The sequence below is a fragment of the Streptomyces sp. NPDC059008 genome (assembly GCF_042749045.1).
In the GTDB taxonomy this organism is placed as follows: domain Bacteria; phylum Actinomycetota; class Actinomycetes; order Streptomycetales; family Streptomycetaceae; genus Streptomyces.
The window spans coordinates 71,555-87,226 of record NZ_JBHYJC010000006.1 but is presented as its reverse complement, the minus strand read 5'-3'; the positions used below and the strand labels follow the sequence as shown (position 1 = coordinate 87,226).

General features: G+C 72.0%; 9 protein-coding genes and 2 pseudogenes. 7 read left to right on the top strand and 4 right to left on the bottom strand.

Annotation, left to right across the window (positions count from 1 at the left end):
* Positions 1 to 264 precede the first annotated feature (264 nt).
* From ACFWZH_RS10730 to ssd, 3 genes and pseudogenes are all read right to left on the bottom strand, one after another.
* Positions 265 to 1,205: pseudogene (locus ACFWZH_RS10730) on the bottom strand (type II secretion system F family protein).
* Positions 1,202 to 2,374, bottom strand: coding sequence for a TadA family conjugal transfer-associated ATPase (locus ACFWZH_RS10725; protein ID WP_384427885.1), 1,173 nt, complete (start codon positions 2,372 to 2,374; stop codon positions 1,202 to 1,204). Before ACFWZH_RS10725 ends, ACFWZH_RS10730 begins: the two are co-directional and overlap by 4 nt.
* Before the next feature lie 302 nt (positions 2,375 to 2,676).
* Positions 2,677 to 3,777, bottom strand: a pseudogene (ssd, locus tag ACFWZH_RS10720) (septum site-determining protein Ssd); the annotation flags it as partial.
* A gap of 493 nt (positions 3,778 to 4,270) precedes the next feature.
* Between ssd and ACFWZH_RS10715 the strand changes: the two are divergent.
* Entirely contained in the window at positions 4,271 to 5,164 is an 894-nt protein-coding gene (locus ACFWZH_RS10715) for an HAD family hydrolase (protein WP_384427883.1), read from the top strand.
* 376 nt (positions 5,165 to 5,540) lie between these two features.
* On the opposite strand, the gene ACFWZH_RS10710 is transcribed toward ACFWZH_RS10715, so the two are convergent.
* A complete protein-coding gene (locus ACFWZH_RS10710; protein WP_384427881.1) occupies positions 5,541 to 6,398 on the bottom strand; it encodes an oxidoreductase in 858 nt (285 codons plus the stop codon).
* A 101-nt stretch (positions 6,399 to 6,499) separates the two neighbouring features.
* On the opposite strand from ACFWZH_RS10710, the gene ACFWZH_RS10705 reads away from it, so the two are divergent.
* From ACFWZH_RS10705 to ACFWZH_RS10680, 6 genes are all read left to right on the top strand, one after another.
* Positions 6,500 to 7,486 (top strand): ATP-binding protein, encoded by a 987-nt coding sequence (locus tag ACFWZH_RS10705; RefSeq protein WP_384427879.1) that lies wholly within the window; start codon positions 6,500 to 6,502, stop codon positions 7,484 to 7,486.
* Between the two features lie 466 nt (positions 7,487 to 7,952).
* Complete coding sequence (locus ACFWZH_RS10700; RefSeq protein WP_384427877.1) at positions 7,953 to 10,286, top strand: SulP family inorganic anion transporter; 2,334 nt, start codon at positions 7,953 to 7,955, stop codon at positions 10,284 to 10,286.
* Positions 10,287 to 10,434: 148 nt separating this feature from the next.
* Positions 10,435 to 12,399, top strand: coding sequence for an acetate--CoA ligase (gene acs / locus ACFWZH_RS10695; RefSeq protein WP_384427875.1), 1,965 nt, complete (start codon positions 10,435 to 10,437; stop codon positions 12,397 to 12,399).
* Positions 12,400 to 12,711: 312 nt separating this feature from the next.
* Positions 12,712 to 14,064, top strand: coding sequence for a Na+/H+ antiporter NhaA (gene nhaA, locus ACFWZH_RS10690; RefSeq protein ID WP_384428184.1), 1,353 nt, complete (start codon positions 12,712 to 12,714; stop codon positions 14,062 to 14,064).
* 44 nt (positions 14,065 to 14,108) lie between these two features.
* Positions 14,109 to 14,567: a phage holin family protein gene (locus ACFWZH_RS10685; protein WP_384427873.1), complete on the top strand. Its 459-nt coding sequence runs from the start codon at positions 14,109 to 14,111 to the stop codon at positions 14,565 to 14,567.
* A complete protein-coding gene (locus ACFWZH_RS10680) occupies positions 14,564 to 15,502 on the top strand; it encodes an alpha/beta fold hydrolase (RefSeq protein WP_384427871.1) in 939 nt (312 codons plus the stop codon). The genes ACFWZH_RS10685 and ACFWZH_RS10680 overlap by 4 nt, the downstream gene beginning before the upstream one ends.
* Positions 15,503 to 15,672: the final 170 nt, after the last annotated feature.

Genomic DNA, 15,672 nt, shown 5'->3' with positions numbered 1-15,672 from the left:
CGAAGCCGGCCGCCCCCAGAGGCCCGGCCCACGCCCTCGGTCCACTCACGGCCCCTCGACCGCCGCCCTTTCGTCCTCCACTCCGAAGGCCGTTCCGACCTCCCGTCCGTCGAGCGCCGCCGCGGTCCGGCCCGCCACCCCACAGCGCCGAGGCCCGTCGGCGTACGGCACGTGCGTGGTGCGCTTCCCGTACCAGCGCCATGGCGCACAGCAGCGCCATCACGGCCGCGACCGCCATCCCCACCCTGTGGAAAACTTCCGCGCTCACGACACCGCCCTCCTCACTCCGGTGCCTTCCGCGTCCGCGACGATCCGGGCGGTCCAGGCCACGCCGCCCCACTCCAGAAGCCCGCCGGCCGCCAGGCAGCCCCAGCCCGCAGGGGTGTGCAGCAGCACCCGCAGGGGGTCGGCGCCCAGTGCGCTGCCCATCAGGAGCCCGCCTGCCGGGAGCAGCGCGAGCATCAGCGCGGTGGTGCGCGGCCCCGCCAACTGGGCACGCAGCTCTTCGCGTTGGTCCCGTTGGGCCCGCAGCCCGGCGGCGATCCGCTCCAGCCCGGAGGCCAGTCCGGCACCGCCCTCCACCGCCACCTGCCAGCATGCCGCCATGCCGGTCAGCCCCTCGGCCCCGGATGCTCGCGCCGCGGCACGGAGCGCCTGGGGCACGTCCCCGCCGTAGCGGGCGGCCGCCACCACCGCCGAGCCCGAGTCCCCGAGGCCCGGCGCCCCGCGGCGAGCAGTGCCTGGGCCGGCTGCCGTCCGGCCCGCAGCTCGCCCGCCACCGCCGCGCACAGCCCGATCACCTGAGCGGCCCGCCGGTCTCGCGCCCGCTCCGCGCCACGGGCGGCCAGCCGGCGCCGGACGAGGAACATCGCCACGGGCGAGACGAGCACCGGCAGCGGGGAACCGCCCAGCACGCCCAGCACCAACCCGGCAGGCAGGCACCAGACTTCCTGCCCGACGTCCCCCCGGCGACCGACGCTCCACCGTCTGCCGGCATCCCCCTCGGTCGCCCGCCCCGCGCACCACTTCCGCAGCCCTTCGCCCCGAAGCCGGGCCGGCCACCGCCCTGCCGGGCCGGCCTTCCCGCCGCCTCCGAACAGGGCCCGGGCCCGCCGCCGTACGTCATCCCGCCGCCCGACGGCTGTCCGGAGCACGGCTCCCGCGAAGAGCACCGCGACCACGAGTGCCACACCGGTCGCGCTCATCGGACCTCGCCCCCGCCCCGCTCGCACAGCCGCATCAACCGCCCCCAGCCACGCACTTGCTGGAAGCCGCTCGGACCCCAGACCGCGGCCGGTACGGTCACCACGAAGCCGTCGCGGTCCCGCTCCAGGACATGGAGCTCGGCGATCCGGCGCCGGCCGGTCCGATCGCGCACCAGATGCAGCACGACCGAGAGCGCGGCCGCCAGCTGGCTGTGCAACGCGGCACGGTCGAGCCCTGCGACCGAGCCGAGGGCCTCCAGCCGGGCGGGGACGTCGCATGCGGCGTTGGCGTGGACCGTGCCGCAGCCGCCCTCATGACCCGTGTTGAGCGCGGCCAGCAGGTCCGTGACTTCGGCGCCGCGCACCTCGCCGACCACCAGCCGGTCCGGGCGCATCCGCAGCGCCTGCCGTACGAGGTCCCTCAGCGCCACCCTGCCGACGCCCTCCTGGTTGGCCGGGCGGGTCTCCAGTCGCACCACATGGGGGTGGTCCGGCCGCAGCTCCGCGGAGTCCTCGGCCAGGACGATCCGCTCGGCCGGGCCGACCAGGCCGAGCAGCGTGCTGAGGAGTGTGGTCTTGCCGGATCCGGTGCCCCCGCTGATGAGGAACGACAGCCGGGCGGTCAGCATCGCCCGCAGCAGCCGTTCGCCGCCCGGCGGGACCGTCCCCGCCGCGACCAGCTCCGCGAGCCCGAAGGCGCGCGGCCGCAGCACCCGAAGCGACAGACAGGTCCCCGCCACCGCCACCGGGGGCAACACGGCATGCAACCGGGTGCCGTCCGGAAGCCGGGCGTCCACCCAGGGGCGGGCGTCGTCCAGGCGCCGGCCGGCCACCGCCGCCAGCCGCTGGGTGAGCCTGCGTACCTCTGCCTCGTCCCGGAAGCGGACATCCGTACGCTCCAGCCCGGTGCCGCGGTCCACCCAGACCTCGTCCGGCGCGGTAACCAGGACGTCCGTGACCTCGGGCGCGGCCAGCAGCGGCTCCAGCGGCCCGCTGCCCACCATCTCGGACCGCAACGCGGCCACCACGCCCAGCACTTCGGCGTCTCCCAGGAGTCGCCCCTCCTCGCGCAGCGCCACCGCCACCCGAGCCGGTGTCGGCTCCGCCCCCGCCTCGGCGAGCCGCCGGCGCACGACATCCAGCAGGTCCTGCCCCGGCCCCGCCCTCATGCCCGGCCTCCGCCCCGGCCGCCCGCCCGGACCACGCCGGCGTCCATCGCCGCCGGCGGCCCCGTACCGGCCCATGCAACCGGACCGCGCCCCGGTCCTCGCCCCAGCCCCCATCCCGCCGCGGGCTCCGAACCCAGGCCCATCCCCAGTCGTGACTCGGGCACCGGTCCCGAACCGGCCCCCGGCGCCACTTCCGGCCCCTCGCTCGGTCCCGCACCGCGAGCCGCACCGGCCTGCTGCCCCGGCTGTTGGGCTTGCCCTCGCGCCGCGCCCGGACCAGGCTCCTCCCCTGCGCCGTCGTCCCCACTCGCCCCCATCCGCCGCCAGAACGCCGCGCAAAACCGCGCCAACGGCTCCCGCACTCGCGCCCCCGGCGGTACGCCACGCGCCAGGTCCGCCAACAGACCCTGCTCCCACGGCAGTTCACCGGCCAAGGGCAGGTCCATGAGGCGGGCGATCTCGCTCGGCGAAAGGCCGTGACCGTGGCGTTCAGGGGTGCCGCGGGCCACCACGCGGAGATCTCCCAGCTGCTGCCGGACGCCGGAGGCCACCCGCTGGGCCGCCGCGACCGCGCGCAGCTCCATGGGGACGAGCAGCAGCCCCATGTCCACCTGGGCCAGGGCCTCCGCCGTCGCCTCGTCGACGCGGCGCGGCAGGTCCACGACCACGACCCCGCCCCGTCGGCGTGCCGCCGCCATGACCGCGCGCATCGCCGCCGGCGGAATGGCGACGTCGGGGCCCCGGTCCCAGCTGAGGACCCGCAGTGAGTGCAGGTACGGCAGCGATTCAGCGAGGGCGCCGCAGGCCACCCGGCCGCGCGATTCGGCGAACGCCGGCCAGCGCAGGCCCTTTTCCTTCTCGCCGCCCAGCAGGACGTCCAGTCCGCCGCCCAGCGGGTCGCCGTCGACGAGCATCGTGCGCCGCCCCGTCCGCGCGGCGGTGACGGCCAGCGCGCCGGCCAGGGTGCTCGCACCAGCGCCGCCGCGGCCGCCGATGACGCCGACCGTCAGGGCAGGCGGGCCCACGCCCTCGACGGCGTCGGCGATGCGGTCGACCAGCCAGCGCTCGCCGTCAGGCAGGGCGAGGACGCGCTCCGCCCCGATGGCGACGGCACGGCGCCAGGTCTCCTGGTCGTCGGTGTCCCGGCTCGTCAGGATGACGCCCGCCCGGCGGCCGGCCCCGTACAGGCGGCTCGCGCAGTCCTCGCCGACGATCACCAGTGGCGCCGCCTCCCAGCCCTCTTTGCGAGCCGGCAGGCCATGTGCCACTTCGGGCAGCGCGCCCGCCGCGGCGCACAGCCGCAGCAGATCGTCCAGGAGCCGTTCGTCCTCAGTGATGATCAGCGGTCCGACCCGCTCCTCGCCGGTGCGGTCCGGTCGCTCCGATGGCGTGGTTCCGGCCACGTTCCGTCCCCCTATCGCTACGCAACTCACACATCCGCGAACTCGCGGACTTTTACGATGCGGCGATCAGGAAATCCGAGTGGATCTTGAACCAAATCTGTGGACAACTCAGCGGCTGTGGATATACCCGTCACCTATTCCAGCGACGAAGGGCGACTTCTGGGGCCCAAGAGAGCCTCGCGAAGGACTCGGGAGGGGGTTCCTCAGAGCAGCGCGTTGACTACGGTGGGTAACGGGAGTGAGGTGGCCTGGCGGCCGACGCCGCAGAGGCGGAGTGAGCGGCGGATCCTCGTCCGGCGGCGGAAAAAGCGTCCGGACATGCGACGACCCCCGCCGGGGGGGAGAGCGGGGGTCGTCCCCACGGCCGACTCGGGGGGGGGAGGAGCCGGACCGGGTTAGCACGGTCGCGAACGATCCGTGACTTCCATGGTGTACCCGAGAGCCTTCTCAGGCAAACCCACGCGCCACACCTTACGCCGAATGGTGGGAGCCTATGCTCACCCCCGTGGAAAACCACTCCGTGCCTCACTCGACTCCCCGTACTGCTGCGTTCTTCGACTTGGACAAGACCGTCATTGCAAAGTCGAGCACGCTGACCTTCAGCAAGTCGTTCTACCAAGGCGGCCTGATCAATCGGCGGGCCGTACTGCGCACTGCGTACGCCCAGTTCGTGTTCCTTGCGGGCGGCGCCGACCACGATCAGATGGAGCGGATGCGTGAATACCTCTCCTCGCTGTGCCGCGGCTGGGATGTGGCCCAGGTCCGCGAGATCGTCGCCGAGACCCTGCATGATCTGATCGACCCGATCATTTACGACGAGGCGGCCTCACTGATCGAAGAGCATCACGCCGCCGGACGCGATGTCGTCATCGTCTCGACTTCCGGCGCCGAGGTCGTCGAACCGATCGGTGAACTCCTGGGCGCCGACCGGGTCGTGGCCACCCGTATGGTCGTCGGCGCGGACGGCCGCTTCACCGGCGAGGTGGAGTATTACGCCTACGGTCCGACCAAGGCCGAAGCCGTCCGGGAACTCGCCGCATCCGAGGGCTACGACTTGGAGCGCTGCTACGCCTACAGCGATTCGGCCACCGACGTGCCGATGCTTTCCGCCGTCGGGCACCCCTGCGCGGTCAACCCGGACCGGGCGCTGCGCCGGGAGGCGGTAGCGCGCGGCTGGCCGGTCCTCACCTTCAGCCGTCCGGTGCCGCTCAAGCAGCGGCTGCCGGCGCTGTCGATGCCCTCGCGGCCGGTTCTCGCCGCCATGGCGGCGGCCGGCGCGGCCATGGCGACCGCGACACTGGTCTGGTACGCGAGCCGGCGGAAAACCACAAAGTTGCGCTTCCGTCGTTTTGACCGGAGCAGCGCCGCCCGTAATGCCCGTGTTTGAAGGTGAACGTAAAGTTCTGCGGTCTGGGCTTCCCCTCGCACGGCACGAGTAGTACAAAGGACTTAACGGCCCGCGAGACCAAGGACATCCGAGAGGAACACCTTTAACGCAGCAAGTGGCCCACGGACCGATGCATGAAAGTCGGGCACCCACGCGACGCCGACCCGTCGATTACGGGCCAGCCGCACCAGGTAACCGGACGAAGATTCCGACCTGATGGGCAAATTTCGTGCACGCATGGTAACCCGGCAGACATGCCAGCGGCGGTACCACCGATTGGTACCGCCGCAACCCTGTTCAGGGCCGAATTGAAGCAATGGTTCCGGATTCCCCGGGTGGTTTCGAAGTCTTCACCTCGTCGCCACTTATGCCACTCTTATGCCGCGCCGCGCTGCAGCGCCTCGCAGACCGCGGTGCTCTCCCGAACGCCGAGTTCCACCGCGCGCCCACAGTGCGCGATCCATGCCGCGACGCCCTCCGGGGTGCCCGAGACATAGCCCTCCAGGGCCGCGACATACGCCGCCCGCCCCAGCTCGGCATGTCCGACCTCGGCAGGGCAGATGGACTTGGGGTCCAGTCCGCTGCCGATCAGCACGATCCGCTCCGCGGCCCGCGCGACCAGCCCGTTGTGCGACGCGAAGGGCCGCAGCGCGAGCAGTTCGCCGTGCACCACCGCCGCGACCACCAGGGCCGGCGCCTCGGTGCCCGCGAGCAGCAGCCGCGACAGCCCGTCCAGCCGCCCGGCGACCTCGTCCGCATCCGGGAGCGCCAGCTCGACGAGCGGTTCGTCCACCGGCTCGCCGGCCAGCCGGGGCCGCCCCACGGTCTCGTCCGGCGACTCTCCGCCGGCCGCCACCAGATGGAGCCGCGCCAGGACGCGCAGCGGCGACTGCCGCCATACGCTCAGCAGCTGCCCCGCCTCCGCGGTCAGCCGCAGCGCCGCGCCGACGGTCCGCGGTTCGCCCGCGACGCCGAAGTCGGTGCGGCGCCGGACCTCTTCGAGCGCCCAGTCGGCTCCCGACAGCGCCGCGGAACCGCGCGCTCCGCGCAGCGCCGCCTCAGAGGTGACCTCATTGCTCCGGCGCCGCATGATCCGGTGGCCGTAGACCCGGTCGACGCCCTTGCGCACGGAGTCCACGGAGTCGGCGACTCCCGGGAGCGAGGCCAGGGTCACGAGCGGATCGTCGCTCGCCTTGGGGGGTACGGGGGAGGTCCCCCGGGAGATTCCAGCCATGGGTACGACCCTACGCACCACCGGGCCGGACCCCTCGAAGGAGTGGTCTTCTTCACGCGAACCCCTCACTCAGAGGTAGAGCGAGATTACCCTTGGTGAACATGAAGATCGCTTTCGTAGGCAAGGGCGGCAGCGGCAAGACCACCCTGTCCTCCCTGTTCATCCGGCATCTCGCCGCGTCCCGGATCCCCGTGATCGCGGTGGACGCCGATATCAACCAGCACCTGGGGGCCGCCCTCGGCCTCGATGAGGCAAGGGCCGCCGCGCTCCCCGCGATGGGCGCCCATCTACCGCTGATCAAGGACTACTTGCGCGGCGGCAACCCACGGATCCCGTCCGCCGCCTCCATGATCAAGACCACTCCGCCCGGAGAGGGCTCACGACTGCTGCGGGTCGTCGAGGACAACCCCGTCTACGACGCCTGCGCGCGCACGGTGGAGCTCGACGGCGCCGCGGTGCGGCTGATGGCCACGGGCCCGTTCACCGAGTCCGATCTGGGCGTGGCCTGTTACCACTCGAAGGTCGGCGCGGTCGAACTGTGCCTGAACCACCTTGTTGACGGCCGGGCGGAGTATGTCGTCGTCGATATGACGGCCGGTTCCGACTCCTTCGCCTCCGGGATGTTCACCCGCTTCGACATGACCTTCCTGGTCGCCGAGCCGACCCGTAAGGGCGTCGCCGTCTACCGCCAGTACAAGGAGTACGCGCAGGATTTCGGCGTTCCCCTCAAGGTCGTCGGCAACAAGGTGCAGAGCCCCGACGACCTGGCGTTCCTGCGCGAGGAGGTGGGCGACGACCTGCTGGTGACGGTCGGGCACTCCGAGTGGGTGCGCGCCATGGAGAAGGGCCGGCCGGCCCGCTTCGCCTACCTGGAGCAGGCCAACCGCCGCGCCCTGGAGGTGCTGCACGACACGGCCGACGCGGCCTACGGGCGACGCGACTGGGAGCGCTACACGCGCCAGATGGTGCACTTCCACCTGAAGAACGCGGAGAGCTGGGGCAATGCGAAGACCGGCGTCGACCTGGCTGCCCAGGTCGACCCGGCGTTCGTGCTCCACGAAGGAGCGGCCACCCCACAGCCCGCCTGACCTGCCAGGCCGCGCGGGCCGGGCGGCCCGGTCCGCGCCCGCCGGCCGAGCCGCCCCTCGCCGCCGCGACAGGTCCCCGCCGCTTCTGGCGCCGCCGCCTCGCCATCTCATTGCCGCGGGCGGCCTCTGCTGATGCAACCGCCCTCGGCCGTTCATTCCTGGCACCGCGAACGCTTTTTCCAAGTGGCCGATCGGAATACCCCCACGAGCTTTCGCGCGCCAGGAACAGGAATGACGCGGGCAAGCCGAAAGAACTTGCATTCACCCGATAGATGGACAGATTGGGGCGAATGCCTGCAAAAGCTTCTCACTACCTTTACCCGTCATTACGATCCATTTACCGATGCTTGAGGGTCGCCGGACCGTCCCCCACCTCGACGACCGCCGGCCGGCCCACGTCCCGCCGTAGTACACCGCCGCCCCACGATCGCGCCCGCGCGACCGCGTCGCCCCGGAGGAGACGGGAATGTCGCAGATGGAGAAGTTGCCGCCGCAGCCGCCGCACACACCGCACCGCTCCGAGATCCCTCCCGAGCCCCGTATGCGCCCGGAAGAACCCCCTGCACCAAGGGTCGGCCGGGCCACCTGCCGCCGGGACCTCTCCGCCTCGATCGTCGTCTTCCTGCTCGCCGTACCGCTGTCGCTGGGCATCGCGCTGGCCACCGGCGCCCCGCTCCAGGCCGGACTGGTCGCGGCGGCCGTCGGCGGTATCGTCGCCGGGCTGCTCGGCGGCACTCCCCTCCAGGTGAGCGGCGCGGCCACCGGCCTCCTGGTGGTCACCGCCGACCTCGTCCAACGCTTCGGCTGGCGCGCCACCTGCGCCATCACGGTCCTGGCCGGCCTCGCCCAACTCGCCCTGGGCGCACTGCGCGTGGCCCGTGCGACGCTGGCCATCAGCCCGGCCATCGTGCACGGCATGCTGGCCGGTATCGGGGTCACCATCGCCATCGGCCAGCTCCATGTGGTGCTCGGCGGCAGTCCCGACAGCTCGGCGCTCGACAACGCCGCCGCCCTGCCCGGCCAGTTGGCGCATCCGCACACCGCCGCGCTGCTGATCGGCGCCATCACCGTCACCGTACTGATCGGCTGGGGCCGGTTGCCGGGCCGCGCCGGGCGCTGGGCACGGGTGCTGCCGGCCCCGCTGGCCGCCGTGCTCGCCGCGACGGCCGCCAGCGCCGGGATGGCGGTACCGCGCGTGGAGCTGCCGTCCTGGCGGCTGCCCGAGCCGCCCGCCCTCCCGGAGGCGTCCGTACCGGCCCTCGTGGCCGCGGTGCTGACCGTCACCCTCGTCGCCAGTATGGAGTCGCTGCTGTCGGCGGCGGCGGTGGACCGGCTCGCGGCCGAGCGGCCGGGCGCCCCCACGGGCCGAGCGCGGCTCAACCGCGAGCTGGCCGGCCAGGGCGTGGCCAATGTCGCCTCCGGGCTGCTGGGCGGCCTGCCGATCTCCGGCGGTGCGATCCGCGGCTCGGCCAACGTACGGGCCGGGGCCGCCACCCGCTGGGCCACCGTGCTGCACGGCGTATGGGTACTGCTGTGCGCGGGCCTGCTGGCCGGGGTGCTGGAGCTGATCCCGCTGGCCGCGCTCGCCGCGCTGGTGATGGCCGTCGGCGTACGGATGGTGAGCTTCGCGCACATCCGGCATGTGCAGCGGCACCGCGAATTCCCGGTGTACGCGGGCACCTTGGGCGGGGTCGTCCTCTTCGGGGTCCTCCAGGGCGTGGCGGCCGGCATCGCGGTCGCGGCCTTCCTGGCGCTGCGCCGGCTGACCCACACCCGGGTCACCGTCACTGAGGAGGACGAGGCCTACCGGGTGCGCATCAGCGGCCAGCTGACGTTCCTGGCGGTGCCGCGGCTGACCCGGGCACTGGCGCTGGTGCCGGCGCACACCGAGGTCGTCGTCGAGCTGTACGGCTCGTTCATGGACCACGCCGCCTATGAGGCCCTGCAGTCCTGGTGCGCCACCCATCGGGCGCACGGCGGCTGGGTGACGCTGGGCGGCCGTGGGGGCCGTCCGCTCGCCGAGCCGGCCGGCGGGCACTCGTGCCGGCCGTGGACGCCGTGGCGCAACCACCACTGCACCCGGCCCGCCCCGCACCAGGCGACGGCCCCGGAGAGCAGCGGCAGCCAACTGCTGGGCGGGGTCAGCGCGTTCCAGCGCCACACCGCGCCGCTCGTGCGCGAGGAGCTGGCACGGCTCGCCCGCGACGGCCAGCGGCCCACCCAGCTGTTTCTGACCTGCGCGGACTCCCGGCTGGTCACGAGCATGATCACCTCCAGTGGTCCGGGCGACCTGTTCACCGTGCGCAACGTCGGCAACCTGATGCCGCCACCCGGCTCGGAGGCCTCCTGCGACTCCGTAGGGGCGGCGATCGAGTACGCGGTGGAGGTGCTGCGGGTCGGCTCGATCACGGTGTGCGGGCATTCGGGGTGCGGCGCCATGGGGGCGCTGCTGAGCACCGCGGCACCGGACGGGACCGAGCCGACCCCCCTCGCCCGCTGGCTGCGCCACGGCCGCCCGAGCCTGGCCCGGATGCAGCGCATCGGGCGGCTGGGACGGGGTGAAGTCGCCCTGGCCGGACGACCGGTGGCCGATGACCAGGAGCGGCTGGCGCTCGTCAACGTCATGCAGCAGCTCGACCATCTCAGGGCGCACGCCTGTGTGGCCCGCCGGGTGGCCGAGGGCACCCTCGCGCTGCACGGCATGTACTTCGATGTCGGCGCGGCCCAGGCGTATGTGCTCGACGAGGCCACCGGGCGGTTCTGCGCGGTCCGCGGCGAGGCGGCGCCGGTCGGCGTCTGACCTGCGCCGCGGCCTCCCGGCGACCGCGAAACAGACGATCAGTCAACAGGTCTACACCAATAATTGTCCACAGCCCTTGTCAGGGTCCACCGCGGGCTGATGAGCTATGGCCTGGGACACATCGGACGCCCTGGGAATGGGAGATGTCGTGAGCAACGAAAGCCTGGCCAATCTGCTCAAGGAGGAGCGGCGGTTCGCGCCACCCTCGGATCTGGCCGCGCATGCCAACGTCACGGCCGCCGCGTACGAACAGGCCGCGGCGGACCGGCTGGGCTTCTGGGCAGAACAGGCCCGGCGACTGTCCTGGGAGACCGAGCCCACTCAGACCCTCGACTGGTCCAACGCGCCCTTCGCTAAGTGGTTCGCCGACGGCAAACTCAATGTCGCCTACAACTGCGTGGACCGGCACGTGGAGAACGGCCTGGGCGACCGGGTCGCCATCCACTTCGAGGGCGAGCCGGGCGACAGCCGCGCGATCACCTACGCCGAGCTGCAGTGCGAGGTCTCCAAGGCCGCCCATGCGCTGATCGAGCTGGGCGTGCGGGCCGGCGACCGGGTCGCCATCTACATGCCGATGATCCCTGAGACGGTCATCGCCATGCTGGCCTGCGCCCGCCTGGGCGCTCCGCACTCGGTGGTCTTCGGCGGCTTCTCCGCGGACGCGCTGGCGACGCGGATCATCGACGCCGACGCCCGCGTGGTGATCACCGCCGACGGCGGCTACCGCCGGGGAAAGCCCTCCGCCCTCAAGCCGGCCGTCGACGACGCACTGACCAAGCCCGGCACGGAGAACGTCCGCAGCGTGCTCGTCGTACGCCGCACCGGCCAGGAGGACGTCGCCTGGCACGAGGGCCGGGACGTGTGGTGGCACGAGATCGTCGAGCGGCAGAGCGAGACGCACACGCCCGAGGCCTTCGACGCCGAGCACCCGCTGTTCATCCTCTACACCTCCGGTACGACGGGTAAGCCCAAGGGCATCCTGCACACCACCGGCGGCTACCTCACCCAGGTGTCGTACACCCACCACGCGGTCTTCGACCTGAAGCCCGAGACCGACGTCTACTGGTGCACCGCCGACGTCGGCTGGGTGACCGGCCACTCGTACATCACCTACGGCCCGCTCTCCAACGGTGCGACCGAGGTGCTCTACGAGGGCACGCCCGACAGCCCGCACCAGGGCCGCTGGTGGGAGATCGTGCAGAAGTACGGCGTGACGGTCCTGTACACCGCGCCGACCGCGATCCGCGCCTGCATGAAGTGGGGCGACGACATCCCGGCGAAGTTCGACCTGTCGTCGCTGCGCGTCCTGGGGTCGGTGGGCGAGCCGATCAACCCCGAGGCGTGGATGTGGTACCGCAAGCACATCGGCGCCGATGCCACGCCGATCGTCGACACCTGGTGGCAGACCGAGACCGGCGGGATGATGCTCAGCCCGCTGCCCGGCATCACGGAGACCAAGCCCGGCTCGGCACAGCAGCCGCTGCCCGGCATCTCCGCCACGGTGGTGGACGACGAGGCACGCGAGGTGCCGAACGGCGGTGGCGGCTACCTCGTCCTCACCGAGCCCTGGCCGGCCATGCTCCGTACGATCTGGGGCGACGACCAGCGCTACCTCGACACGTACTGGTCGCGTTTCGAGGGCAAGTACTTCGCCGGCGACGGCGCCAAGAAGGACGACGACGGCGACATCTGGCTGCTGGGCCGGGTGGACGACGTCATGCTGGTGTCCGGCCACAACATCTCCACGACCGAGGTCGAGTCGGCCCTGGTCTCGCATCCGAAGGTGGCCGAGGCCGCGGTCGTCGGCGCCACCGACCCGCAGACCACCCAGGCCATCTGCGCCTTCGTCATCCTGCGCGGCGGCGCGGCCGAGAACGAAGGCCTGGTCGAGGAGCTGCGGGCGCATGTCGCCCAGCAGCTCGGCCCGATCGCCAAGCCCAAGCGGATCATGCCGGTCGCGGAGCTGCCCAAGACCCGCTCGGGCAAGATCATGCGCCGGCTGCTGCGCGATGTCGCCGAGAACCGCGACCTCGGTGACGTCACCACGCTCACCGACTCCTCGGTCATGGATCTGATCCAGGCCAAGCTGCCGAGCGCGGCCAGCGAGGACTGAGCGGTACGGACCATGGAGGGGGCGCCGGGCCGCAGCGGCCGGGCGCCCCCTCCGGCCTGCCCGGGCCCCTCGGGAGCCCACCGGCCCGGCCCCCCTCCGGCGGCCCGGCGCCCGATTTGCCCGTAAAGTAGGGCCACCGAATAGCCGTTCGCACCCGCCCGGTAAAGTAGGAGGCGCGTCAATGACGCGCTAAGAAACTCAGGGTGCGCCGGGAAGTCTGGTCGGCAACTGCAACAGCCGTACACAGCTGCCGAAGGCCGGAGGTCACCCGTCGTGAGTGCGTCCCACCGCCGTTCCATATTCCTGGGACGGATGTCCCTGCCCGAGCGGAACTTCATCGCCGATGCGCTGCGCGCCGAAACCGTCGGCGGCGTCCTCCTCCTCGTCGCCGCCGTAGCGGCTCTGATCTGGGCGAACACCCTCGGCGCAAGCTACGAGGCGGTCCGCGGCTTCCACCTCGGCCCGGCCTCGCTGGGCCTGGATCTCTCCATCCAGCACTGGGCCGCCAACGGCCTGCTGGCGATCTTCTTCTTCGTCGCGGGCATCGAGCTCAAGCGCGAACTGGTCGCCGGCGAGCTGCGCGACCGCCGGGCCGCCGCGCTCCCGGTGATCGCCGCGGTCTGCGGCATGGCGACACCGGCGCTCGTCTACGTCGTCGTCAACACCCTCGGCGGCGGCTCGCTGCAAGGCTGGGCGGTGCCCACCGCCACCGACATCGCCTTCGCGCTCGCCGTACTCGCCGTCATCGGGACGTCCCTGCCCGCCGCCCTGCGCGCCTTCCTGCTCACGCTCGCCGTCGTCGACGACCTCTTCGCCATCCTGATCATCGCGATCTTCTTCACCTCGAAGATCAACTTCGCGGCCCTCGGATTCGCCGTCGTCGGCCTGGTGGTCTTCTACCTGCTGCTGCGCAAGGGCGTCCGCGGCTGGTACGTCTACGTCCCGCTCGCCGTGGTGATCTGGGCCCTGATGGAGAACAGCGGGGTGCACGCCACCATCGCCGGCGTGGCCATGGGCCTGATGCTGCGCTGCCACCGCCGCGACGGCGAGACCCAGTCGCCCGGCGAGCACATCGAGCATCTGATCCGCCCGCTCTCGGCCGGTCTCGCGGTACCGCTGTTCGCCCTCTTCTCCGCGGGCGTCTCCCTCTCCGGCGGCGCACTCCACGGGGTCTTCACCCGGCCGGAGACGCTCGGGGTGGTCCTCGGCCTGATAGTGGGCAAGGCGCTGGGCATCTTCGGCGGAACGTGGTGCGCCGCCCGCTTCACCAAGGCCGAACTCAACCCCGACCTCAGATGGCCGGACGTCTTCGCGGTGGCCTCCCTCGCCGGCATCGGCTTCACCGTCTCCCTGCTGATCGGCGAACTCGCCTTCTCCGAGGACCTGGCGCTGGCCGACGAGATCAAGGCGTCGGTGCTGATCGGCTCGCTGCTCGCGGCCGTCTGCGCCGCCGTCCTGCTCAAGCTCCGCAACCGCAAGTACAAGAAGCTGTGCGAGGACGAGGAGCGGGACGAGGACCAGGACGGCATCCCCGACATCTACGAGGTGGACAAACCGGAGTACCACCTCCGGATGGCGGCGATCCACGAAGCCAAGGCCGCCGAACACCGCCGGCTTGCCGAAGTGGCCTCCGGCTCGCACGCCGGAGACGATGGTCCGGCATGATCTGAGAGGCTTTGCATCCGGGTGACGAGATGAGGGAGACGGCGATGAGCGCAGCCGACCACGGCGCGGACCGCAGCCTCGGGCAACTGGTGGCCTCGGCCACCGCCGAGATGTCCGCACTGGTGCACGACGAGATCGCACTGGCCAAGGCGGAGCTGCGGCAGGGCGCCAAGCGGGCGGGCATCGGCAGCGCCGCCTTCGTCGTGGCGGGCGCGCTGGCGCTGTTCGCGCTGCCGGTGCTGAGCTTCGCGGCGGCGTACGGCATCCACAACCTCGGCCTCGGGCTCGCCTGGTCCTTCCTGATCGTGGGCGGAGCCTTCCTGGTCCTCGCCGGACTGCTGGCCCTCGTCGCCATCACCAAGATCAAGAAGATCAAGAAGCCGGAGAAGTCCATCAACTCCGCCAGGGAGACCGCGGCCGTGCTGCAGAAGGCCAAGCCGCACCCGCGCGTGGAGACCAAGGACCACCCGGTCCTGGAGTCTGTGACACGCTCGTCGGTATGACAGCCCCTGACAGCACCGCATCGGTCGTACGGCTCGACGTCCCCGGCGGACACGAGGTGTCCCACCGCGACGTCGCGGCCAACGGTGCGCGCTTCCACATCGCCGAGATGGGCGAGGGCCCACTGGTGCTGCTGCTGCACGGCTTTCCACAGTTCTGGTGGACCTGGCGGCACCAGCTCCCGGCCCTCGCCGAGGCGGGCTTTCGCGCGGTGGCGATGGACCTGCGGGGCGTCGGCGGCAGCGACCGCACCCCGCGCGGCTACGACCCGGCGAACCTCGCACTGGACGTCACCGGCGTCGTACGGTCCCTGGGCGAGCCGGACGCCGCGCTCGTCGGACACGACCTGGGCGGCTACCTCGCCTGGACGGCGGCGGTGATGCGGCCCAAGCTGGTGCGCCGGCTCGCGGTCGCCTCGATGCCGCATCCGCGGCGCTGGCGCTCGGCGATGCTCGCCGACGTCCGGCAGAGCACCCGCAGTTCGCACATCTGGAACTTCCAGCGGCCCTGGTTGCCGGAGCGCCGGCTGACGGCGGACGACGCGGCGCTGGTGGGCCGGATGATCCGGGACTGGTCCGGGCCCCGGCTGCCGGACGACGAGGCGATCGCGGTCTACCAGCGGGCGATGAGCATCCCCTCGACGGCGCACTGCTCGATCGAGCCGTACCGCTGGATGGTGCGGTCCATGGCCCGCCCCGACGGCATCCAGTTCAACCGCCGGATGAAGATGCCCGTACGGGTCCCGACCCTGCATCTGCACGGTTCGCTGGACCCGGTGATGCGCACCCGCAGCGCGGCCGGCTCCGGCGAGTACGTCGAAGCCCCCTACCGCTGGCGGCTGTTCGACGGCCTGGGGCACTTCCCGCACGAGGAGGACCCGGCCGCCTTCTCGACCGAGCTGATCAACTGGCTGAAGGACCCGGAACCCGACCGCTGAGCGCGCCCTGACGGATCGTTCGGGCAGCGGCGTACCGCTGAACGGGGCGGGTCGCACCGCTCAGCGGAACCGACACGCCACAGCACTCGAACGTAGGCATGGCGAACGGCCACTTGCCCGGCGCATAGGCCAATTGGCGGCCCCCATGGCGGTTACGGACCTTGGGCCAC

Coding starts and splice junctions, on each gene's coding strand:
- ACFWZH_RS10715 (WP_384427883.1), top strand. CDS start 4,271: ATGCTCACCCCCGTGGAAAACCACTCCGTGCCTCACTCGACTCCCCGT.
- nhaA (WP_384428184.1), top strand. CDS start 12,712: ATGTCCCTGCCCGAGCGGAACTTCATCGCCGATGCGCTGCGCGCCGAA.
- ACFWZH_RS10700 (WP_384427877.1), top strand. CDS start 7,953: ATGTCGCAGATGGAGAAGTTGCCGCCGCAGCCGCCGCACACACCGCAC.
- ACFWZH_RS10685 (WP_384427873.1), top strand. CDS start 14,109: ATGAGCGCAGCCGACCACGGCGCGGACCGCAGCCTCGGGCAACTGGTG.
- ACFWZH_RS10680 (WP_384427871.1), top strand. CDS start 14,564: ATGACAGCCCCTGACAGCACCGCATCGGTCGTACGGCTCGACGTCCCC.
- ACFWZH_RS10710 (WP_384427881.1), bottom strand. CDS start 6,398: ATGGCTGGAATCTCCCGGGGGACCTCCCCCGTACCCCCCAAGGCGAGC.
- ACFWZH_RS10725 (WP_384427885.1), bottom strand. CDS start 2,374: ATGAGGGCGGGGCCGGGGCAGGACCTGCTGGATGTCGTGCGCCGGCGG.
- ACFWZH_RS10705 (WP_384427879.1), top strand. CDS start 6,500: ATGAAGATCGCTTTCGTAGGCAAGGGCGGCAGCGGCAAGACCACCCTG.